Below are 20,673 nucleotides of genomic sequence, written 5' to 3' on the forward strand. Positions count from 1 at the left end.
GTCCTCAAACTATCGCGTCAGACCTATTAATAAGCAGTGTGCATACGATATGCTTGTGCTTATGAATACCATTCAAATACTTCACGCCCAAGCCGTGCAACTCACCGTTGATGCGGCACAACCCATCACACCCGACCAGCTGACCAGGAAAACCCCATGCGCCGAGTGGAATCTGGCCGAACTCCTGGACCACATGACCGTGCAGAACAATGGTTTCGCCGCAGCCGCCGCCGGCATCGGACAGGACGACGCACTCTGGATCACCGGAACGCAGCGCGACGATCCAGTCGGCGACTACCTGAAATCGGCCACCGTGGTGACCGCGGCATTCGCCGAATCCGGCGTCATGCATCGACAGTTCGCATTGCCGGAACTGTCCCGCGATCAGACATTCATCGGCTCACAAGCGATCGCCATGCATCTGGTCGACTCCCTGGTGCATGCCTGGGACGTTGCGCGAACCATTGGACAAGACATCGACCCCGACGAGGAGCTGACAGATCTGGCGCTGCAGATCGCCGAGCAAGTTCCGGATGCCGACGACCGCAGCCTGCCCGGCTCCCCGTTCGGGCCACGCACCGAACCGCCTGCCAACGCGACCGGCCTGGACCGGACACTGGCACTGCTCGGGCGCTCACCGCAGTGGCCATAGACCTGAGTATGTAGTCCGCAGTACCGTCAGTCGACGTCGAGCAGCGAGAGCGCGATTCCGTCGAGGATGTCGTGTTCGGAGACCACCAGGTCGGTGATACCGGTCCGCTCCCCGATCATCTCGGCGAGTTCGAGTGTCACCAGTGAGCCGCCGCCGATGACGTCGACCCGTCCCGGATGCATGGGGCCGAGCGCGGCCCGCTGTGTGCGCGGCATCCGGACCAGATCCCAGCACACCTTCGACAGGTCCTCGAACCCGACCCGCGAGAGATGTATCAACTCGGAGTCGTATTCCGGCAGATCGGCGGCCAGCGCCGCCAAGGTGGTCATCGTTCCGGCCACGCCCACAAATGTGTTGGCGCCGGTGATGTCGACGTGTGAAAATGCTTCGCCCAGAAGCTCTTTGATCACCGCGATGGCATCGTCGATCTCGACGTCGGTGGGCGGATCGCTGTGCAGGCATCGTTCGGTCAACCGGACACAGCCGATATCGGCCGAGTACGCGGCATGGACGCCGTCCCCGTCACCCATCACCACCTCGGTGGATCCACCACCGAGATCGACGACCACAAACGGCCCCCGCGCGGGGTCGAGGTCGCCGACCGCACCGGCGAACGACAACCGGGCTTCCTCATCTCCGGAGATGACCTCGGCAACCGCACCCGGTACCACCGCACCCAGCAGTTCACGGGTCATCGCATAGAACTCGTCGCGATTGGCGGCGTCGCGGGTCGCCGATGTGGCAACCATCCGGACCGCGCCGACACCGTGGGTCCGCATGATCGTCACATAATCGGCCAGGGCGACTCGGGTCCGTTCGATTGCCTCATCGGCAAACGCACCGGTGGCATCCACACCCTGTCCGAGGCGGACGACACGCATCTCGCGATGCAGATCGATCAGCCCACCGTCGCCGGCGCGGGCCACCAGCAGTCGGATCGAGTTGGTGCCACAATCAACCGCCGCAACAACGTCGGTCATGAATCCTCTTCGCGCGGAGCAAGTTCCGGCCAGTCCGCCGGTATGGCACTGCCGCGCAGGCCGGCTGCGGCCGCCAACGACACCGCTTCGTCTCCGAAGGGATTGACGCCGGGGCCCTTGGCCAGCGAGTGCGCGATCAACACGTGCAGGCACTTCACCCGGTCCGGCATACCACCGCCGGTGAAGTCGGTGCCCAGCGATTCGATGGCGTCACGTTCGGCCAGATACGACTGGTGCGCACGGCGATAGTGCGCCGCCAGCTCCGGATCTTCGGCGAGGCGGGCGCTCATCTCCCGCATCACGCCGGCCGATTCCTGTCGACTCGCCTCAGCGGTCAGACGTGGATCGGTCAAGTAGAAGAGCGTGGGAAACGGCGTACCGTCCGGCAGCCTCGGCGCGGTCTTGACCACCGCCGGCCGACCGTCGGGAGTGCGGTAGCTGACCTCGAGCACTCCGCGCGGCAACCGGCCGAGCTGCTTTGCGATGACGTCGAGATCATCCTGGGAGACTGGCTGATTGGATTCTGAATTGCTCATTTTTTCTCGGGCACCGATACCGAATCCCACAGGTTTGTGTACCAGGGGTTCGCGGCCTGCTTCTCCGCCTCACGCTCTTCGTCCGTCTTGCCCGGCGGTTCCGGGTACTGCATCACCAGGGGCTTCTCCCCCGGCATCACAAACTGCAATCGCTCGCGCGCCTGCGCCTCGATGTAGGCCGGGTCGCTCTGCTCGGCGACCTTCTCTTCGTAGTCGCGAACCTCTTGTTCGAGTTGTGCGTTGCTCGCCCGCACTTCGTCGAACTCGGTCTGCTGGGACAGGTACGTCCGCATCGGTACGGCGAGCGACAACGCCAGCAGGCTGAGAACGGCGGCGAGCACCACAGCCCGCTTCGGGTTGATCGCCTCCCACCGCGACGACAACGCCGCCGCGGTGCGCGGCAGCGTCATCGTCGGCAATGCAGAGGTACGCGTGCTCGCGCGGGCCCGGGTGGGGCCGGCGGCGCCGCGACTGCGCGACCCCGACCGGGCCGGTCCCGCTCCGCCATCGACCGGTCCACGTCCGCGCTCGCGACGGGATCGCTCCGGCGATCCCGTTCGGCGACTTCGTCTTTCAGCCATGACCTACGCGTCCGTCAACTTGTTTCCCGGTACTTGCTCAGCCCTCGAACGAAAAGCGCGGGAAGGCAAGGTCACCGGCGTACCGGGCAGCATCTCCCAGACCCTCTTCGATGCGGAGCAGCTGGTTGTACTTGGCCACGCGCTCGCTGCGAGCCGGCGCGCCGGTCTTGATCTGGCCACAACCACACGCAACGGCCAGGTCGGCGATGGTCGTGTCTTCGGTTTCGCCCGAACGGTGGCTCATCATCGTCTTGTAGCCACTGTTGTGTGCCAGCGCCACCGCGTCGAGAGTTTCGGTGAGCGTGCCGATCTGGTTGACCTTCACCAGAAGTGCGTTGGCCGCGCCGCGGTTGATGCCGTCTTCGAGACGCTCGGGGTTGGTGACGAACAGGTCGTCGCCGACCAGCTGGATCTTGTCGCCGATGGCCTCGGTGAGGGCGATCCAGCCTTCCCAGTCATCCTCGGACAGCGGATCTTCGATCGACACCAGGGGGAACTCGGTGAGCAGCTGGGCGTAGAACTCGGCCATCTGCGCGGCCGTGCGGGTGCTGCCCTCGAATGCGTAACCCTTGCCCTCGGTGTGGAACTCGGTGGCCGCGACGTCGAGCGCGAGCGCGACGTCGGTGCCCAGCTTGAGGCCGGTGTTGCTGATGGCCTCGCTGATCAGCTCCAGAGCCGCGCGGGTTCCGGCGATGTCCGGTGCAAAGCCACCCTCGTCACCGAGACCGGTCGACAGGCCCTTGGACTTGAGGACTGACCGCAGCGAGTGGTAGACCTCGGTGCCCCAGCGCAGGGACTCCTTGAACGTCGGTGCGCCGATGGGCGCAACCATGAATTCCTGGACATCGACGCCGGTGTCGGCATGGGCGCCGCCGTTGACGATGTTCATCATCGGAACCGGCAGGATGTGCGCGTTGGGTCCGCCCACGTACCGGAACAGCGGGAGTCCGGCCGATTCCGCAGCGCCCTTGGCCACGGCCAGGGAAACACCCAGGAGCGCGTTGGCACCCAGGCGGGACTTGTCCGGGGTTCCGTCGAGGTCGAGAAGCGCCTGGTCGACCAGTCGCTGATCGTCGGCCTCGATGCCGATCACAGCCGGCGCGATCTCACCGAGAACGGCCTCCACGGCCTTCAGGACACCCTTGCCGCCGTAGCGATCGCCACCGTCACGGAGTTCCACTGCCTCGTGCTCCCCGGTCGACGCGCCCGAGGGCACCGCCGCGCGGGTAAATGTTCCGTCGTCCAGAACAACTTCGACCTCGACTGTCGGGTTACCCCGCGAGTCCAGAATTTCGCGGGCTCCGACCTGATCGATGCTGGCCACGGCTCATCTCCTTCAGATGTTGATCACTGTACGTTCACGCCCGCACCGAGGAGGTGGCGCGTATCGCTTTAGAGACTAATGCCCAACCCTTCCAGACATCGACTGACGCACCGACGCCGGTGGGATGTCGATCTGCTCAGTACGCGACGTTCACCGAATAGGCGTTTGCGTGGTCACGGACGTCGAGGACGTATTCCATCGAGTTGTTGTAAACCTTGACCGCCTTCTCCCACCCTTCCGGCGTGGTCAGGTCGCCGCCCGAGACGCAGAGGTAGCGGGCCGCCGACAGGGCCGCGTCGTCGATGTTGTCGACGTCGACCACACCGTCGCCGTTGGCGTCGACTCCGAATCGTTCCCAGGTCGCCGGGATGAACTGGAACGGTCCCATCGCCCGGTCGAGCTGATCGTCGCCGTCGAGCTGACCGCCGTCGGTGTCCGGGATCTTCGCGTTGCCCGCGGTCCCGTCCAGCGGTACCCCGCGGATCTCCGGTGAGATGTCGCCGTTGGAGGCCACCTGTGCCCCTCGGTACTGACCGTGTTTGCTTTCCACTCCGGCAATGCCGGCGAGTGTGGTCCAGGTGATACCGCATTCAGGGTGCTGCTGACGCTGTATCTCGGCGGCGTTGCCATAGGCCTCGATCGACACGAGTGGGATGCCGGTCTGCTCGGAGATCGGGGTCGCCCATTCGCGAACGAGTTCAGCAGTTCGACCAGGCGAGTTGAGGTCGAAGTACGGAACCGGCGCACCGGGATCGGGTGGAATGCCGTCCGGGATGACCACGTCCGGCTTGGACGGCAGATCAAGACATCCGGCGGTCATCGCCATCACGCCGACGGCGACCCCCGCAAACGCCACCCGCCGCGCAATCGATCGCCGGCCACTACGCGGCTCTCGCCCGTGCCCAGACACCACCGTCAATCCTCACTTCGTCGTCATCGACGTGCCGCCACGTGTGCCGCCGCCACTCCACTGTGCCCGAACCTTGCCGTTTTCCCGGAACCGAATCGCCGAACAACACGCCGGCGATCCCCACAAATGCCCGATTTGACCGAATGCCCCAGGTCAACAGGATGTGGGTCAAAAGTCCCCAACATCTCTCAACTCCATGACTGCATTCGGAGTTCCCCGGATCAGGTTGTAATGTCGGCGTTTAGGTAATCCGACCCTTACCGAAAATTTCGTTGCCACACCGATCCGAATCCACCGAAGGAGCACCGTTGAACATCGCTGACGGCAGTTCGGCACCCTCGGTGGCGACACAACTTTTCGGGAGCGGACTCATCGGCCTCCGCGAAGGACTCGAAGCCGGGATCGTGGTGATGATCCTGATCGCCTTTCTGGTGAAGTCGGACCGGCGCGACGCCCTCAAATGGGTGTGGCTCGGCGTCGGCGCCGCGATCGCGATGGTTTTAGCCATCTTTGCCGTGATCCACTACGGCACCTCCACGGTGACCGGCCTGACCGCCGAGGCGATCGCCGGGGTCAGCTCGCTGGCGGCGGTGGTGATCGTGACGTTCATGGTGCTGTGGATGCGCACCGCGGCCGCGTCGATCTCCGGCGAACTCAAGGAGTCGATGGCGCGGGCCCTCGAGGTCGGTGCCGGCGCGGTGGTGCTGTTGTCGTTCCTGGCCGTCGGCCGCGAAGGAGTCGAGACCGCGCTGCTCATGGTCGGATACGCCGAGAACACCTCGGGCAGCAGCTGGCCACTCGTCGGCCTGGTCCTCGGCGTCGTGGCCGCGGTCGGGGTCACCGTGCTGCTGTATCAGGGCACCGTCCGGATCAACTTCCAGAAGTTCTTCAAATACACCGGGGCATTCCTGGTCGTTGTCGCCGCCGGGATGCTGGCGTACGCGATCCGGGCCCTGCAGACCGTCGGCTGGCTGCCCGGCCTGTCGAACACCGCCTTCGACATCACCGCGCACTACGACCAGTCGTCTTGGTACGGAACGGTTCTGGCCGGCATCTTCAACTTCCGTCCCGACCCCACGGTGCTGCAGGTGGTCGGCTGGAGCGCCTATCTGCTCATCGTGATGACCTACTTCCTCTGGCCGCGCACCTCCGCACCCGCCGCGGCAAAGGCCTCACCCGCACCCATCCGAATCCCCACATTGTCGAGAAAGGCACCACCCACCTCATGAACCTCACCCGATCCGCCAAGGCTGCGGTCGTGATGTGCGCGGCACTCGCCGGCCCGCTCGTCCTGTCGGCATGTACCGACAAGACCGAGGCGTCCGAGGGTGACATCGCGGTCACCTCCACGGATTCCAGTTGCGACCTCGCGACGCCGGATGCCGAGACCGGGATGGTGTCGTTCAACATCACGAACAACGGGAGCAAGATCACCGAGTTCTATGTGTACGGCAGCAACAATCGCGTCCTCGGTGAGGTCGAGAACATCGGACCCGGGCTGACCGGCAAGTTGGCCGTGGAGATCGTGGAACCCGGAACGTACGTCACCGCGTGCAAGCCGGGCATGGTCGGAACCGGCATCCAGCAGGAGCTGAACGTCACCGGCGAGACCAAAGAGAAGGCCGAGATTCCGGCCGACGTCGAGCAGGCCAAGGTCGCCTACCTCGATTATGTGCGTGGACAGGTCAACGGTTTCGCCGACCAGGCCGCCGTGTTCGTCGCGGCGGTCAAGTCCGGCGATTTCGAAGCCGCCAAGTCGATGTTCGGACAGACACGTACCTTCTACGAGCGCATCGAACCGGTGGCCGAGTCGTTCCCCGATCTTGATCCCGCCATCGACATGCGCTGGGACGACACCGAAGACGGCGCCCAGCCGTTCACCGGATTCCACCGCCTCGAGCGGTTCCTGTGGCCGCCGCAGGTCACTGACATCGGCGAGAACCCGGACGATGTGACACAGGCCGACTACGACAACGCCGTCGCGACCGACAACAAGGCCGAAGCCGACAAGGCCGCCGATGCCCTGCTGGCCGACGTCAATGCGCTCAAGACCGAGGTCGACAAGCCCGACTTCGTCTTCCCGACCGGCTCGTTCGTGAAAGGTCCGCAGGCTCTTATCGACGAGATCGCCGCCACCAAGGTCGGTGGTGAGGAAGACCGATACAGCCACACCGACCTGTGGGATTTCGCGGCCAACGTCGACGGATCCGAAACCTTGATCGCGACGATGGCACCCATCATCTCGGCCAAGAACCCTGAGCTGATGGACAAGATCACCGCACAGTTCGCGACGGTCCGCGCGTCCATCGACAAGTACCGGACCCCGGACGGATATGTGTCCTACGACCAGGTTCCCGACGAGGCCCGCAAGGTCTTCTCCGATCAGATCGACGCGCTCTCGCAGTCTCTGTCGCTGGTTCCCGGACTGGTGATGACGCAGTAATGACCGAAACAGAGGACGCCGTGCCCACACCTGATCAGCGCACCGAGCGCACCGGCGTCAGTCGCCGCGTGCTGCTCGGGGCTGCGGGCGTGGGCACGGTGGCCGCTGTGGCCGCCGGGGGTGTGGCCGTCGGCCGCGTCACCGCGCCGGAGCCGAAAGCTGATCCGGCCGACCACATCGTCCCGTTCCACGGTCCGCGCCAGGCCGGCATCACCACCGCGGCCCAGGACCGACTGCATTTCGCGGCGTTCGACGTCATCACCGATAATCGCGACGAACTGATCGACATGCTCAAGCGCTGGACCGCGGCAGCAGAACGAATGACCAAAGGTCTGGACACCGTCGAGGGCGGTGCGCTTGATATGGGCGACTACACGCCACCCGCCGATACCGGTGAGGCGCTGGGGTTGTCCGCGTCCTCGCTGACGATCACGATCGGGTTCGGTCCCGGCCTGTTCGGACCCAGCGCCGCAAATCCCACCGGCACAGACCGATTCGGTATCGCCGACAAGAAACCGGCTGCGCTCGTCGACCTCCCCGCGTTTGTGGCCGACGCCATCGAGCGGTCCCGCAGCTTCGGTGACATCGGTGTGCAGGCCTGCTCCGACGATCCGCAGGTCGCCGTCCATGCCATCCGCAACCTGGCCCGGATGGGTTTCGGCGTCGTCAGTGTGCGCTGGTCCCAGCTGGGGTTCGGACGCACGTCGTCCACCACCACCACCCAGGCCACCCCACGAAACATGTTCGGGTTCAAGGACGGAACCGCGAACATCAAATCAAACGACCACGAGGCCCTCGATGGCCACGTCTGGGTTGCCGAGAGCGACAACCCACCGGCCGCGCAATGGATGACGGGCGGTTCGTATCTGGTGGCCCGGCGGATCCGGATGGACATCGAACCCTGGGATCGGGCGATGCTGCTCGAACAGGAAAAGATCGTCGGACGATTCAAGGGAAACGGCGCCCCACTCGGCCAGGAAGACGAGTTCGACGAACCCGACTTCAACATCAGCAACGGCTCCGGACCGCTCATCGCCCACGACGCCCATGTGCGCCTTGCACATCCGGACAATCTCGGTGGCGTCAGGATCCTGCGTCGCGGATACAACTTCACCGATGGTTCCGACGGGTTCGGTCACCTCGACGCCGGACTGTTCTTCATCGCCTACTGCCGTGACGCCCACACCCAGTTCGTGCCGATGCAACGCGCCTTGGCAACGAAGGACGCGATGATGGAATACCTCATGCACACCGGCAGTGCCCTGTTCGCCTGTCCGCCGGGCCTGGCCGAGGGCGAATACTGGGGACAGCACCTCTTCGAGTAGCCGCCCCACCCCGATGTTGTGGCCTTATGGCGAACGTTTTCCCAGGTGAACGCCGCCAAAACGGCACATCATCGGGTCAGCGGGGGAAGTGGATGCGCCAGATGTCGGCTGTCTTGGGTTCACCGGTCGGCGCGGTGGCCTCGGCGATCCGGACATCGGCCATGAAGGCCAGCACGTCACGGCGCAACTGATCCTCGATGCTGGGGCCGTCCGCGGTGATCCGCAGATCGGTGACCGCAGTCGGGATCAGGTCCGCCGGAAAGTCCGCCGCGGCAAGACGTTCGAGCACCTTCTGCGTCAATGCCAACGACGGCTGATTGGTGGCGATACCGTCGAGCACCGACCCCCGCGCCTTCTCGGTGGCCTTGCGCGCCTCCCATTCGTCGAGCTGAGTCTGCAGATCGATGTTGTCGCCGCTGAGCACGCCCTGGGTCCGCGCCGACACCTTCGTGGTGAAAGCCCGTGCCACATCATCGATGTCGAACGGGTCGACGTCACGATCGGCAGCAATCCGGGCGTGGAACAGCACCTGCAGCAGGATGTCGCCGAGCTCTTCGAGCAGATGATCCCGATCGCCGGAGTCGATCGCATCGAGGAGTTCATACGTCTCCTCCACCAGGTAGCGGCGCAACGACTCGTGTGTCTGATCGCGTTCCCACGGCCCGTCGCGGCGCAGCCGGTCCATCAGCTCGACGGACGCCAGCAACTCCCATCCGCTCGGCTGATCAGGCATCGGCAGTCTGCCCGGCATCGACGCGCATGTTGACGCTGCCCGGATTGCGGCCGTCGATGACCAGCAACAGATCCGCGACCACCTGGACGAGGTCGACGTCACGAACCCGGTCGCTGCCGACTCCGCCGGTCCGCGGGATCGGGATGCCCACGACGCCGGTGGTGCCACGATAGGTTGCCGACGGGTACAGGCGCTTGAGCCGAACCTGTTGTGAATCCAGGAGTTTCAGCGGAGACACCTTGAACTGGTTGCCCGCGACCCCGACCTCGGTGACACCGATCTGACGTGCCAGCAGGCGCAACTTCGCAACCGACACCAGACGCAGGACCTCTTCGGGCAGTGGACCATAGCGGTCGAGCAGTTCCTCGACCACTCCGGAGATCTCGTCGTCGGTGGTGGCCGATGCGAACTTGCGGTACGCCTCGAGCCGCAGGCGATCGGAGTCGACGTAGTCGGCGGGGATGTGCGCATCGACCGGGAGATCGACTCGCACCTCCTTCTCCTCTTCCATGGCGATCGGACGTCCATCGGCCGCCGCGCGGTAGGCCTCGACGGCCTCACCGACCAAGCGCACGTAGAGGTCGAATCCGACGCCCGCCACGTGTCCGGACTGCTCCGCACCGAGCACGTTGCCGGCACCGCGCAGTTCAAGGTCCTTGAGCGCCACGGCCATACCGGCACCGAGGTCGTTGTTCTGCGCGATGGTCACCAACCGGTCATGCGCGGTCTCGGTGAGGGGCTTCTCGCCGTTGTAGAGGAAGTAGGCGTAGCCGCGTTCCCGGCTTCGACCGACTCGTCCGCGCAGCTGATGCAGCTGCGACAGGCCCAGGACCTCGGACCGGTCGACGATCAGGGTGTTGGCGTTGGAGATGTCGAGGCCGGTTTCGATGATGGTGGTACACACCAGCACGTCGTAATCGCGGTCCCAGAATCCGGTGACGGTGCGTTCGAGGAGGTCCTCGCCCATCTGACCGTGCGCCACCACAACACGTGCTTCGGGGACCATCGCCTTGATCGCAGCGGCGGTCTTGTCGATTGTGCTGACCCGGTTGTGGACGTAGAAGACCTGCCCATCACGCAGCAGCTCACGCCGGATCGACGCCGCGACCTGCTTCTCCTGATAGGCACCCACATAGGTGAGCACCGGATGACGCTCCTCGGGAGGTGTCAGGATCGTCGACATCTCGCGGATGCCCGCCATCGACATCTCCAGCGTTCGCGGGATCGGGGTGGCCGACATCGTGAGGACGTCGACGTGGGTCCGCAACGATTTGATGTGTTCCTTGTGCTCGACACCAAAGCGCTGTTCCTCGTCGACCACCACCAATCCCAGGTCCTTCCAGCGGATTCCGGTGGCCAGCAGACGATGGGTTCCGATGACGATGTCGACACTGCCGTCGGCCATCCCATCGATGACCTTGCGGGAATCACCGGAATCGGTGAACCGGGACAACCCGGCAACCGTCACCGGAAAGCCCTGCATACGTTCGGCGAAAGTCTGCAGATGTTGTTGCGCCAGAATGGTTGTCGGCACCAGGACGGCGACCTGCTTGCCACTCTGCACGGCCTTGAACGCCGCCCGGACCGCAATTTCGGTCTTGCCGTAACCCACGTCGCCGACCACGACCCGGTCCATCGGGACGGGTCGTTCCATATCCGACTTCACCTCGCCGATGACGGTGAGCTGATCCATGGTCTCGGTGAACCCGAAGGCGTCTTCCATCTCCCGCTGCCACGGGGTGTCGGGCGAGAATGCGTAACCGGGCGCCGCATGCCGGGCCGCGTAGAGCTGCACCAACTCGCCCGCGATCTCACGAACAGCCTTGCGCGCCTTGCGTTTTGTGTTCTGCCAATCGGAGCCACCGAGCTTCGACAGCGACGGGGCCTCGCCACCGACGTACCGGGAGAGCTGATCGAGTGAATCCATCGGAACGAACAACCGGTCGCCGGGGTGACCGCGCTTGCTCGGCGCATATTCGATGACCAGGTACTCGCGCCGCGCACCACCGACGGTGCGTTCGATCATCTCGACGAACTTGCCGATGCCGTGCTGGTCGTGGACCACCATGTCGCCGGCGCTCAGAGCCAGCGGGTCGACCTGATTGCGGCGTTTCGCCGGGAGCCGGCGTCCGTCCTGCGCCCCGGTGATCCGCGCGCCGGTGAGGTCGGATTCGGTGATGATCACCAATGCCGCATCGGGCAGAACCAAACCCGACGACAGCGAGCCCCGGAGCACGGTGACGACACCTGTTTCCGGGCTGGCACCCGAATCGGCAAGGCGCACCGGCACTTCGGCTTCACCGAGCCGTTCGACGATGCGTTCGGCGGTGCCGGCACCGGCCGAGACGACCGCGGCCCGGCCGCCGGAGCTGACGTGGGCCCGCAGTCCGGCGAAGGTCTTGGCGATCTCCCCCTCGTCACCGCGGGGCGCCGGACCCGGCGTGAGTTTCAGCTCCGTGCCGATGCCGATCGAGCTGTAGGTCCACCACGTACGTTGCGCGGCCAGGGTTTGTTCGTGGACGTCGTCCAACGACCGGTAAGAGCTGTCGTCGAGGTGCAGCAAGCCGAGGTCGATCGGCGCGAGCCCGCCACCACCGGCCGCCGTCCACGACGCCTCGAGGAACTCGGCCCCGGTGCGGGCGAGGTCGGAGGCCCGTCGTCGGACCTTTTCGGGATCGAGGACGACCACGTGGGTGCCCACCGGCATCACTTCGGTGAGCAGTTGCATCTGACCGGGAACCAGCGCGGGAATGAACGCTTCCATCCCCTCGATGGCGACGCCCTCCGAAAGCTTGGTCAGCATCTCGACCACCGACGAGTCGTCGGCCATGTCGACTGCGAGGTCTGCCGCCCGGGCCCGCACACCGTCGGACAACAGCAGTTCGCGGCAGGGATGGACGTGGACCAGCTTCATGTCGACTTCGGGCTGACTTCGCTGATCTGCCACCGAGAATGCCCGCTGCTCGGTGATCTCGTCGCCCCAGAACTCGACGCGAACAGGGTAGTCGGTGGTGGTCGGGAAGACGTCGAGAATGCCGCCTCGAACTGCGAACTCACCACGTTTTCCGACCATGTCGACCCGGGTGTAGGCCAACTCGACCAGCTTCGCGATCACCTCGTCGAAGTCGGTCTCGGCACCCTCTTGCAGGGTGATGGAGTCCAGCTCGCCCAGCCCGGGTGCCAGCGGCTGCACCAGCGAGCGAACCGTCGTCACCACGACCTTCAGCGGTGGTCCGTAGTTGTCGTCGTCCGGGCTGCGCAGCCGGTGCAGGACCCGCAGCCGCTGGCCGACGGTGTCGACGGAGGGCGACAACCTCTCGTGCGGCAGTGTCTCCCACGACGGGAATTGCGTCACGCGCTTGCCGATGATGTCGCGCAGTTGCGCGGTCAATTCATCTGATTCGCGGCCGGTGGCGGTCACCACCAGGACAGGTTTCGACGCGGCCGCGGCCAGCGCGGCGACCAGGAACGGTCGCGCCGCCGGCGGTCCCACCAGTTCGAGTTCAGGCGTTCCGAGTTGGGCACTCACCTCCGCCAGCGCCGAGTCGGAGGCCGCGATCTGGGCCAAACCAGATAGCTGTCCGGTGAAAAATGCAGCAGAGGGCCCAGTCACACGATCAGTTTACGGGTGCGCAAACACCGCGGTGACCAGGAGCACCCGATGCTGCGCCGAACGCCGCGCACAATCCGCCCATCACCCCTACAGTGAGCGAGTTGCCCATTAGGAGATTCGCATGTCGACCAGCCCGTTCGCCGGCACGAAAAGGCGAGAGTCCGCACCGGAATGGTGTGACCGATGATCATCGGATGGCACGAGCCGGCCCGCTTGCGGCCGATTATTGTGGCTGCATGACGTCACGCTGGTCGGCAGCCAACCTACCGCGCCTGGACGGCAAGCGGATCGTGGTCACCGGCGCCACGAATGGCCTCGGATGGGAGACCGCGCGCGGGCTGGCCCGCGTCGGTGCCCAAGTGGTACTTGCTGTTCGAGACGTCGATCGCGGAAAGCGACGCGCAACACAGATCGCCGCCGAAACCGGTGGTTCGCACGCCGAGGTCGTCCGACTCGACCTGGCGGACCTGGCGTCGGTGCGGCGTTGCGCCGACGGTCTCGGCGACATCGACATCCTCATCAACAACGCCGGTGTCATGGCCGGCGAGCACGGCTTCACCGTCGACGGCTTCGAAACATCTTTTGGCACAAACTTTCTCGGCCCGTTCGCGCTGACCAACCTGTTGTTGCCGCAGATCCGCGAGCGGGTCGTGATCGTCGGGTCGAGCTCGCACAAGGCCGGGCAGATCCGGTTGGACGACCCACATTTCGAGCGCCGGAGCTGGAGCCGACCGGTTGCGTACTCGCAATCCAAACTTGCCGACATGCTCTGGGGACTCGAACTCGACCGTCGCCTGCGCAAGTCCGGGTCACAGATCAGCACCGCCATCTCGCACCCGGGGTGGGCTACCACCGGAATTCTCGGCGTCACCGGTATCAGCGTGATCGACGGTGTGATCGCGGGTGCGGGCCGGGTCATGGCCAACACCCCGGCCGAAGGCGCCGCCATCACTCTGCGCGCAATGAGCCCGGACATCCCATCCGGTTCCTATGTCGGGCCCGATGGCCCGTTCGGACTGCGCGGTGGCCCGGTGCTCGTCGGCAGGTCGACGGCCGCCTGTGACATTCGAACGGCCGGGTTGCTCTGGGAGCTGGCCGAATTCGCAACAGACACGAGGTACCCACTATGACAGTGACCATCCGGCCGGCCACCGCACCTGACTGTGTCGACGTCGCCGCAATCTACAAGCACTACGTCGACAACACGGTCATCACCTTCGACTACGTCTCACCCACCGCCGCCGAGTGGAAGATCAAGCGCGCCAACCTGATCTCGCAGCGACTGCCTTTCCTGGTCGCGGAGGACGAACACCGCGTGGTGGTCGGTTTCGCGTATGTCACCCACTACCGGGAGAAACAGGCCTTTGCCTGGACGGTGGAGAACACCATCTACCTGGACCCGGCCTATACCGGGCGGGGTTACGGGAGAGCCCTGATGACCGGCCTTCTCGAATCGGTGAAGGAGTCACCGGCCCACCGGATCGTGTCGGTGATCTCGGACATTCCCGATTCGGGATCGGTACCGTTGCACGCCAAGGCCGGATTCTACGAAGTCGGCCGTCTGCGGCGGGTCGGCTTCAAACACGACTCCTGGGTCGACTGCATCATCATGCAGTACGACGTCGTCGATTCCGACCGCCCGCCCGTTTGAGCCGCAGGATTCCGAAGGAACAAAGCGGACCGGGGTCCGGTTGATATAATCATGTCTGTGACGCGAATGCCTTCACTGTTCCTGAGCCACGGCGCTCCCCCGCTGGTCGACGATGCCCGCTGGGTGGGTCAGCTCGAGAAGTGGTCGCAGGATCTGCCGACGCCGACGGCCATCCTGATGGTGTCGGCGCACTGGGAGTCGGCGCCGCTCACCATCGGCGCCACCGATTCCACCGTGCCACTGACCTACGACTTCGGCGGCTTCCCCGAGCACTACTACCGCGTGCGATATGACGCCCCCGGTGCCGCGGACCTGGCCGCACGCATCGAGGCGTTGATGCCCGGCGATCAAGCGGTCCGCCACGATCCCCGTCGACGCCTCGATCACGGCGCCTACGTGCCGCTGACCGTGATGTATCCCGAAGCCCGGATCCCGGTGCTGCAGATCTCGCTGCCGACACTCGATCCCGAAAAACTACTCGATCTCGGCCGCCGACTCCGGCCCCTGCGCGACGAGGGTGTTCTGATCGTCGGATCCGGATTCACCACGCACGGCTTGCCGTTTCTGACGGACATGCGACCGAACGCCAACGCACCGACCTGGTCGAAGGAGTTCGACGCCTGGGCCGCCGAACGCTTTGCCGACGGAGACGTGGAGTCGCTCATCCGGTTCCGCGACGTCGCCCCGGGCATGCCGTATGCGCATCCGACGATCGAGCATTGGTCACCGTTGTTCGTCGCCCTGGGCGCCAGCGACAACCCCGAACAGAAGGGCGATCAGGTCATCGACGGTTTCTGGATGGGCCTGAGCAAGCGCAGTCTGCAACTGGCCTAAGAGGGGCGTTTCTTTTCCGACTCCGTCGGCTCGTTCGGTCCCACGAGATGTGGGTCGGCCTCCAGGTTGACCAGGCCGTTCCAGCACAGGTTGACCAGATGCGCAGCGACCACCTCTTTCGAGGGCTCCCGCACGTCGAGCCACCACTGCGCCGTCGAGGTCACCATCCCGACCAGTGCCTGCGCGTACAACGGCGCCAATGCCGGGTCGCGGCCACGCCGCTCGAAGTCGCCACCGAGAATGTGCTCGACCTGGCTGATCGCATCGTTGAGCAGACTCGAATACTTGCCGGTGTCGTCGGACGTGGACGAGCCACGCATCAGGATCTGAAAACCGTCGGTGCGATCTTCCATGTAGGTCAGCAGAGCCAGCGCCACCTGCTGAACGCGGTATCGCGACCGGTTCTTGCTCAGCGATGACGTGATCATCTCCAACAGGGTTTCCATCTCACGGTCGACGATCACCGCATAGAGGCCCTCTTTGCCACCAAAATGTTCATACACAACGGGTTTGGAGACTCCGGCACGTTGCGCGATCTCCTCGACGGCAGTTGCCTCGAATCCCTTTTCGGCGAACAGGCCGCGGGCCACCTCGATCAGCTGATGACGTCTCTGCGGGCCCGTCATCCGCGCACGGGGCACCCGCTGCACCTGATCGGCCTTTGTGGTCGGGCGATCGACCGTCATTGCCGCACCCCCGTCACCGTGATCGACTTCGCTGATCCACATCGCTGATCAACTATAGGCGGATCGGCGGCCGATCCGGGTCGACGGTGGTGCACACGAATCGAGATCTCGTCAATACTTTGCTCCGCCACCAGGACTCGAACCTGGAATACCTGAACCAAAATCAGGAGTGTTGCCGATTACACCATGGCGGATAGCGCTCACGATTGTGCCATGAGACTCACCGGAACCCACAACCGGCACGCGGCGTCCCACGACGCCACCGCAAACGAGCCGGATATACGAAGACGAGCCACATGTATGTGGCTCGCCGTCGTACAACTGGCTCGTCTGTGGGAGGGCGATCAGTCGCGCGGGCCGCCGGCGACGTAAATGACCTGACCGGTGACAAATCCGGCACCTTCGCTCGCGAGGAACGACACGGTGTGGGCGATGTCTTCGGGCTGACCGACTCGGGCAACCGGGATCTGGGACGCCGCGGCAGCCTTGTAGTCCTCGAACGGCACGCCGACACGCTCGGCGGTCGCAGCCGTCATCTCGGTCTCGATGAATCCCGGTCCGATGGCGTTGGCCGTCACGCCGAACTTGCCGAGCTCGATCGACAGGGTCTTGGTGAATCCCTGCATGCCGGCCTTGGCGGCCGAGTAGTTGGACTGTCCACGGTTACCGAGGGCCGACACACTCGACAGGTTGACGATCCGGCCGAACTTGGCCGCGACCATGTGCTGCTGCACAGCCCGCGACATCAGGAACGCACCACGCAGGTGAACGTTCATGACCGAATCCCAGTCGTCGACCGTCATCTTGAAAAGCATGTTGTCGCGGGTGATGCCGGCGTTGTTGACCAGGATCGTCGGCGCGCCCAGCTCGCCGGTGACCTTCTCGACCGCTGCAGCGACAGCAGCCTCGTCGGCGACGTTGGCGCCCACCGCGATCGCCTTGCCACCGGCATCGGTGATCGCCTTGACGGTGTCGGCACAGCTCGACTCGTCGAGATCCAGGACCGCCACGGCGTACCCGTCGGCCGACAGACGCTTCGCAACCGCTGCGCCGATACCGCGCGCACCGCCGGTGACGATCGCTGTTCTCTGCTCGCTCACAACTACTCCCTTGTAGAAAAATATTCGGATGACGATCGCCAGGTGACTCACAACCATGGAGTCGAACGACCTGCGATGGTCCACCAGTTGTATCAAGTGCCCTCCGAAGGTGCGTAGGATCGGGCCGTTCCCCGCTTCCAACCGCCAAGGGAGTCCCATGTCCGTGGCACCTGAATCCGAGCGCGCCGCCTCCGGGCCCACCGCCGTACTGGTACTCGCCGCGGGCGCCGGCACCCGCATGAAGTCGGCCACCCCGAAGGTTCTGCACGCGATCGGCGGTCGTTCACTGCTGTCCCACGCGTTGCACGCCGCATCCGATATCGAGCCTGACCACCTGGTTGTCGTCGTCGGACATGACCGGGAGAAGGTCACCGCTGCCTGCGCCGACATCGCCGGCACCCTCGGCCGCGACATCTCGACCGCGGTCCAGGAGCAGCAGAACGGCACCGGCGACGCCGTCCGCGCCGGGCTCGCCGCCCTGCCCGACAACTTCGACGGCACCGTGCTCGTCACCGCCGCGGACGTCCCACTCCTGGACGGTCCGACGCTGCGTGATCTCATCGCCGGCCACACCGGTGCGCCGGCCGCTTCAGTGACAGTTCTCACGTCCACCGCGCCCGATCCGACCGGTTACGGGCGGGTTCTGCGCACTCAGGACGGAGCGGTCACCGCGATCGTCGAGCAGAAGGACGCCACAGACCAGCAACGCCGCATCACCGAGGTCAACTCCGGTGTCTACGCCTTCGATGCCACCACCTTGCGGGGCGCTCTCGCCGAGCTCTCCCCCGACAACGTCCAGCACGAGCTCTACCTGACCGACGTCATCGAGATCGCAAACCGGCACTCGAAAGTGGTGCGCGCCAAGCACATCGACGACGCCGCCCTGGTTGCCGGCTGCAACGACCGACTCCAGCTGGCGACGCTGGGCGCCGAATTGAACCGGCGAATCCTGGCGGCCCACATGCTCGCCGGCGTCACCATCATCGACCCGGGCACCACCTGGGTCGATGTCGACGTGACCATCGCCGCCGATGTGACCATCGCGCCCGGAACGCAGCTGCTGGGCCGGACGAGCGTTGACACCGGCGCCGACATCGGACCTGACAGCACCCTGTCCGACGTCACCGTCGGCGCCGGCGCTTCGATCATCCGGACCCATGCGTCACAATCGGTCATCGGCGCAAACACGCAGGTCGGACCCTTCGCGTACCTGCGTCCGGGCTCGGTTCTCGGCGAGTCCGGCAAGATCGGGACGTTCGTCGAGACGAAGAACTCGGACATCGGCAAGGGCGCCAAGGTCCCGCACCTGACATACGTCGGTGACGCGACCATCGGCGAGGGCACCAACATCGGTGCATCAAGCGTTTTTGTGAACTACGACGGTGTGAACAAGACGCGTACCACAATCGGGGCACATTGCCGAACCGGATCAGACACGATGTTCGTAGCACCACTGAATGTCGGCGATGGTGTCTACACCGGAGCGGGTACCGTCTTGACGCAGGATGTGCCCCCGGGAGCCCTCGCGGTCTCCGGTGGGAAGCAAAGAAATATCGACGGTTGGGTGCAGGCCAAACGGCCTGGCACGCCCTCAGCCCGGGCCGCTGCCAACGCGCTGACCGTAGCCAAGAACGTGCAACAAGAAAGTGACTCGCTGTGACCTGGACCACCACCGACAACCAGAAGAGCCTCATGCTCTTCTCTGGTCGTGCACATCCCGAGCTGGCCGATGCGGTCGCACAAGAGCTCGACATCAAGGTGACACCCCAGACCGCGCGTGATTTCGCCAACGGTGAGATCTTCGTGCGGTTCGAGGAGTCGGTGCGCGGCTCGGACGCGTTCGTCCTGCAGAGCTGCCCATTCCCGCTCAATCAGCACCTGATGGAACAGCTGATCATGATCGACGCGCTCAAACGCGGATCGGCCAAGCGCATCACGGCGGTCCTGCCCTTCTACCCCTACGCCCGTCAGGACAAGAAGCACCGCGGACGCGAGCCCATCTCGGCTCGCCTCGTCGCCGACCTGCTGAAGACCGCCGGCGCCGACCGCATCATCACGGTCGACCTGCACACCGACCAGATCCAGGGCTTCTTCGACGGACCCGTCGACCACATGCATGCGCAGGGCCAGCTGTCGGAGTACGTCAAGGGCAAGTACGGCACCGAGAACATCACGGTGGTCTCCCCGGACTCCGGACGCGTGCGGGTGGCCGAGAAGTGGGCCGACGCACTCGACGGCGCACCACTGGCGTTCATCCACAAGACCCGAGACCCACTCGTTCCCAACCAGGTGAAGTCGAATCGGGTTGTCGGTGACGTCACCGGCCGCACCTGCGTGCTGATCGACGACATGATCGACACCGGTGGCACCATCGCCGGCGCGGTGCGGGTCCTCAAGGATGCCGGCGCGGGCGACGTCGTCATCGCCACCACCCACGGCGTCTTCTCGCATCCGGCGGCCGAGCGGCTCGCCAACTGCGGCGCCCGCGAGGTCATCGCCACCGACACGCTGCCGATCGGTCCCGAGAAGCGGTTCGACAATCTGACCGTGCTCTCAATCGCCCCGCTCCTGGGTCGTACAATCCGTGAGGTATTCGAAAACGGCTCGGTGACAAGTCTTTTCAACGGAAGCGCATAGGAGTAACTCAGCGATGGCAGCTACGATCTATCACAATCCCAAATGTTCGACGTCACGAAAGACGTTGCAGCACTTGCGTGATGCCGGGGTTGAACCAACCATCGTGAAGTACCTCGAGCAACCGCCGACGCGGGCCGAACTCGAGAAGATGATCTCCGACGCCGGTATCGAGGTCCGGACAGCGGTGCGCAAGCGCGAGTCGCTGTACAAGGAACTCGACCTCGCCGACGCTTCGGACGATCAGCTTCTCGACGCCATGGCGGCCAACCCGATCCTGATCGAGCGGCCGTTCGTGGTGACCGACAAGGGCACCCGACTGACGCGTCCGGTCGAGTCGGTCGACGAGATTCTCTGACCTACAACAGAACCACCCGTTCCAGTCATTTCCACACGTTGCACGGTAGTTGTCAACCTGTCTGAGACAGGTGTGGGTTGATACCGGCGGTTGTCGGTAGTGGTGGTGGTTTCGGTGGTTGCCGGAACCGTTCGGGATGTTCGTTGTAGTAGTTGGCGAGGTGGCGCTGTCGTTGCTTGTGGGTAGCGGCAGCGCTGCCGGTGTGGACCTGTTCTGGGGTGTAGTAGTTCAGGCCGCTGTGGCGGTGCTCGGTGGCGTAGGCGCCTAGGAAGTGCGCTGTCCAGGTGCGAGCATGGTCGATGGTGTCGAATCG

At 64.7% G+C, this 20,673-nt stretch carries 18 protein-coding genes, 1 tRNA gene and 2 pseudogenes; 10 read left to right on the forward strand and 11 right to left on the reverse strand.

Annotation, left to right across the window (positions count from 1 at the left end):
• Positions 1-61 precede the first annotated feature (61 nt).
• Positions 62-652, forward strand: a complete 591-nt coding sequence (locus tag H290_RS0121150; RefSeq protein ID WP_028463486.1) for a TIGR03086 family metal-binding protein — start codon at positions 62-64, stop codon at positions 650-652.
• A gap of 26 nt (positions 653-678) precedes the next feature.
• Here the strand turns inward: H290_RS0121150 and H290_RS0121155 are convergent, their stop codons facing one another.
• From H290_RS0121155 to H290_RS0121175, 5 genes are all read right to left on the reverse strand, one after another.
• Positions 679-1,632: a Ppx/GppA phosphatase family protein gene (locus H290_RS0121155; RefSeq protein ID WP_020108836.1), complete on the reverse strand. Its 954-nt coding sequence runs from the start codon at positions 1,630-1,632 to the stop codon at positions 679-681.
• Entirely contained in the window at positions 1,629-2,168 is a 540-nt protein-coding gene (locus H290_RS0121160; protein WP_020108837.1) for a DUF501 domain-containing protein, read from the reverse strand. Before H290_RS0121160 ends, H290_RS0121155 begins: the two co-directional genes overlap by 4 nt.
• Complete coding sequence (locus tag H290_RS0121165; protein WP_231373791.1) at positions 2,165-2,749, reverse strand: septum formation initiator family protein; 585 nt, start codon at positions 2,747-2,749, stop codon at positions 2,165-2,167. Before H290_RS0121165 ends, H290_RS0121160 begins: the two co-directional genes overlap by 4 nt.
• Positions 2,750-2,786: 37 nt before the next feature.
• Positions 2,787-4,073, reverse strand: a complete 1,287-nt coding sequence (gene eno / locus H290_RS0121170) for a phosphopyruvate hydratase (protein WP_020108839.1) — start codon at positions 4,071-4,073, stop codon at positions 2,787-2,789.
• Between the two features lie 136 nt (positions 4,074-4,209).
• Positions 4,210-4,899: a lytic transglycosylase domain-containing protein gene (locus H290_RS0121175; RefSeq protein ID WP_081631672.1), complete on the reverse strand. Its 690-nt coding sequence runs from the start codon at positions 4,897-4,899 to the stop codon at positions 4,210-4,212.
• A 392-nt stretch (positions 4,900-5,291) separates the two neighbouring features.
• On the opposite strand from H290_RS0121175, the gene efeU reads away from it, so the two are divergent.
• From efeU to efeB, 3 genes are read left to right on the forward strand one after another with little or no spacing between them, the layout of a single operon-like run.
• Positions 5,292-6,212, forward strand: coding sequence for an iron uptake transporter permease EfeU (efeU, locus tag H290_RS0121185; protein ID WP_020108842.1), 921 nt, complete (start codon positions 5,292-5,294; stop codon positions 6,210-6,212).
• Positions 6,209-7,426, forward strand: coding sequence for an iron uptake system protein EfeO (gene efeO, locus H290_RS0121190; protein WP_020108843.1), 1,218 nt, complete (start codon positions 6,209-6,211; stop codon positions 7,424-7,426). Before efeU ends, efeO begins: the two co-directional genes overlap by 4 nt.
• Positions 7,426-8,751 (forward strand): iron uptake transporter deferrochelatase/peroxidase subunit, encoded by a 1,326-nt coding sequence (gene efeB, locus H290_RS0121195; RefSeq protein WP_020108844.1) that lies wholly within the window; start codon positions 7,426-7,428, stop codon positions 8,749-8,751. The genes efeO and efeB overlap by 1 nt, the downstream gene beginning before the upstream one ends.
• Positions 8,752-8,827: 76 nt before the next feature.
• Here efeB and H290_RS0121200 read toward each other — a convergent pair.
• Both H290_RS0121200 and mfd read right to left on the reverse strand, forming a co-directional pair.
• Positions 8,828-9,469: pseudogene (locus H290_RS0121200) on the reverse strand (MazG family protein); the annotation flags it as partial.
• Between the two features lie 7 nt (positions 9,470-9,476).
• Positions 9,477-13,013 (reverse strand): transcription-repair coupling factor, encoded by a 3,537-nt coding sequence (gene mfd, locus H290_RS0121205; protein ID WP_369758839.1) that lies wholly within the window; start codon positions 13,011-13,013, stop codon positions 9,477-9,479.
• Between the two features lie 320 nt (positions 13,014-13,333).
• Here mfd and H290_RS0121210 point away from each other — a divergent pair, with 320 nt between their 5' ends.
• The 3 genes from H290_RS0121210 (at position 13,334) to H290_RS0121220 (ending at position 15,582) form a co-directional block, all read left to right on the forward strand.
• Positions 13,334-14,227, forward strand: a complete 894-nt coding sequence (locus H290_RS0121210) for an SDR family NAD(P)-dependent oxidoreductase (protein WP_020108847.1) — start codon at positions 13,334-13,336, stop codon at positions 14,225-14,227.
• Complete coding sequence (locus H290_RS0121215; protein WP_020108848.1) at positions 14,224-14,748, forward strand: GNAT family N-acetyltransferase; 525 nt, start codon at positions 14,224-14,226, stop codon at positions 14,746-14,748. The genes H290_RS0121210 and H290_RS0121215 overlap by 4 nt, the downstream gene beginning before the upstream one ends.
• 66 nt (positions 14,749-14,814) lie before the next feature.
• Complete coding sequence (locus H290_RS0121220; protein ID WP_020108849.1) at positions 14,815-15,582, forward strand: extradiol ring-cleavage dioxygenase; 768 nt, start codon at positions 14,815-14,817, stop codon at positions 15,580-15,582.
• On the opposite strand, the gene H290_RS0121225 is transcribed toward H290_RS0121220, so the two are convergent.
• The 3 genes from H290_RS0121225 to fabG form a co-directional block, all read right to left on the reverse strand.
• The gene (locus tag H290_RS0121225; protein ID WP_028463491.1) at positions 15,579-16,268 is read right to left on the reverse strand and encodes a TetR/AcrR family transcriptional regulator; all 690 of its coding nucleotides are present in this window, start codon (positions 16,266-16,268) and stop codon (positions 15,579-15,581) included. The two genes, H290_RS0121220 and H290_RS0121225, sit on opposite strands and share 4 nt — an antisense overlap.
• 122 nt (positions 16,269-16,390) lie before the next feature.
• A tRNA-Gln gene (locus H290_RS0121230) sits at positions 16,391-16,462 on the reverse strand.
• Between the two features lie 150 nt (positions 16,463-16,612).
• A complete protein-coding gene (gene fabG / locus H290_RS0121235) occupies positions 16,613-17,425 on the reverse strand; it encodes a 3-oxoacyl-ACP reductase FabG (RefSeq protein ID WP_020108851.1) in 813 nt (270 codons plus the stop codon).
• Between the two features lie 100 nt (positions 17,426-17,525).
• On the opposite strand from fabG, the gene glmU reads away from it, so the two are divergent.
• From glmU to arsC, 3 genes are read left to right on the forward strand one after another with little or no spacing between them, the layout of a single operon-like run.
• The gene (gene glmU / locus H290_RS0121240) at positions 17,526-19,028 is read left to right on the forward strand and encodes a bifunctional UDP-N-acetylglucosamine diphosphorylase/glucosamine-1-phosphate N-acetyltransferase GlmU (RefSeq protein WP_020108852.1); all 1,503 of its coding nucleotides are present in this window, start codon (positions 17,526-17,528) and stop codon (positions 19,026-19,028) included.
• The gene (locus H290_RS0121245) at positions 19,025-20,005 is read left to right on the forward strand and encodes a ribose-phosphate diphosphokinase (protein WP_020108853.1); all 981 of its coding nucleotides are present in this window, start codon (positions 19,025-19,027) and stop codon (positions 20,003-20,005) included. Before glmU ends, H290_RS0121245 begins: the two co-directional genes overlap by 4 nt.
• A 13-nt stretch (positions 20,006-20,018) precedes the next feature.
• Positions 20,019-20,360, forward strand: coding sequence for an arsenate reductase (glutaredoxin) (arsC, locus tag H290_RS0121250; protein ID WP_028463493.1), 342 nt, complete (start codon positions 20,019-20,021; stop codon positions 20,358-20,360).
• A gap of 52 nt (positions 20,361-20,412) precedes the next feature.
• Here arsC and H290_RS32085 read toward each other — a convergent pair.
• Positions 20,413-20,673, reverse strand: a pseudogene (locus tag H290_RS32085) (IS3 family transposase); the annotation flags it as partial.

Source organism: Nocardia sp. 348MFTsu5.1 (genome assembly GCF_000383535.1).
GTDB lineage: Bacteria > Actinomycetota > Actinomycetes > Mycobacteriales > Mycobacteriaceae > Williamsia > Williamsia faeni.

Bases quoted from the DNA above. Each gene is read 5' to 3' on its own strand.
- arsC (WP_028463493.1), top strand. From the start codon at position 20,019: ATGGCAGCTACGATCTATCACAATCCCAAATGTTCGACGTCACGAAAG.
- H290_RS0121160 (WP_020108837.1), bottom strand. From the start codon at position 2,168: ATGAGCAATTCAGAATCCAATCAGCCAGTCTCCCAGGATGATCTCGAC.
- H290_RS0121220 (WP_020108849.1), top strand. From the start codon at position 14,815: ATGCCTTCACTGTTCCTGAGCCACGGCGCTCCCCCGCTGGTCGACGAT.
- H290_RS0121215 (WP_020108848.1), top strand. From the start codon at position 14,224: ATGACAGTGACCATCCGGCCGGCCACCGCACCTGACTGTGTCGACGTC.
- H290_RS0121165 (WP_231373791.1), bottom strand. From the start codon at position 2,749: ATGGCTGAAAGACGAAGTCGCCGAACGGGATCGCCGGAGCGATCCCGT.
- efeB (WP_020108844.1), top strand. From the start codon at position 7,426: ATGACCGAAACAGAGGACGCCGTGCCCACACCTGATCAGCGCACCGAG.
- H290_RS0121210 (WP_020108847.1), top strand. From the start codon at position 13,334: ATGACGTCACGCTGGTCGGCAGCCAACCTACCGCGCCTGGACGGCAAG.
- H290_RS0121155 (WP_020108836.1), bottom strand. From the start codon at position 1,632: ATGACCGACGTTGTTGCGGCGGTTGATTGTGGCACCAACTCGATCCGA.
- H290_RS0121150 (WP_028463486.1), top strand. From the start codon at position 62: ATGAATACCATTCAAATACTTCACGCCCAAGCCGTGCAACTCACCGTT.
- glmU (WP_020108852.1), top strand. From the start codon at position 17,526: ATGTCCGTGGCACCTGAATCCGAGCGCGCCGCCTCCGGGCCCACCGCC.
- H290_RS0121175 (WP_081631672.1), bottom strand. From the start codon at position 4,899: ATGGCGATGACCGCCGGATGTCTTGATCTGCCGTCCAAGCCGGACGTG.
- fabG (WP_020108851.1), bottom strand. From the start codon at position 17,425: ATGGTTGTGAGTCACCTGGCGATCGTCATCCGAATATTTTTCTACAAG.
- H290_RS0121225 (WP_028463491.1), bottom strand. From the start codon at position 16,268: ATGACGGTCGATCGCCCGACCACAAAGGCCGATCAGGTGCAGCGGGTG.
- efeO (WP_020108843.1), top strand. From the start codon at position 6,209: ATGAACCTCACCCGATCCGCCAAGGCTGCGGTCGTGATGTGCGCGGCA.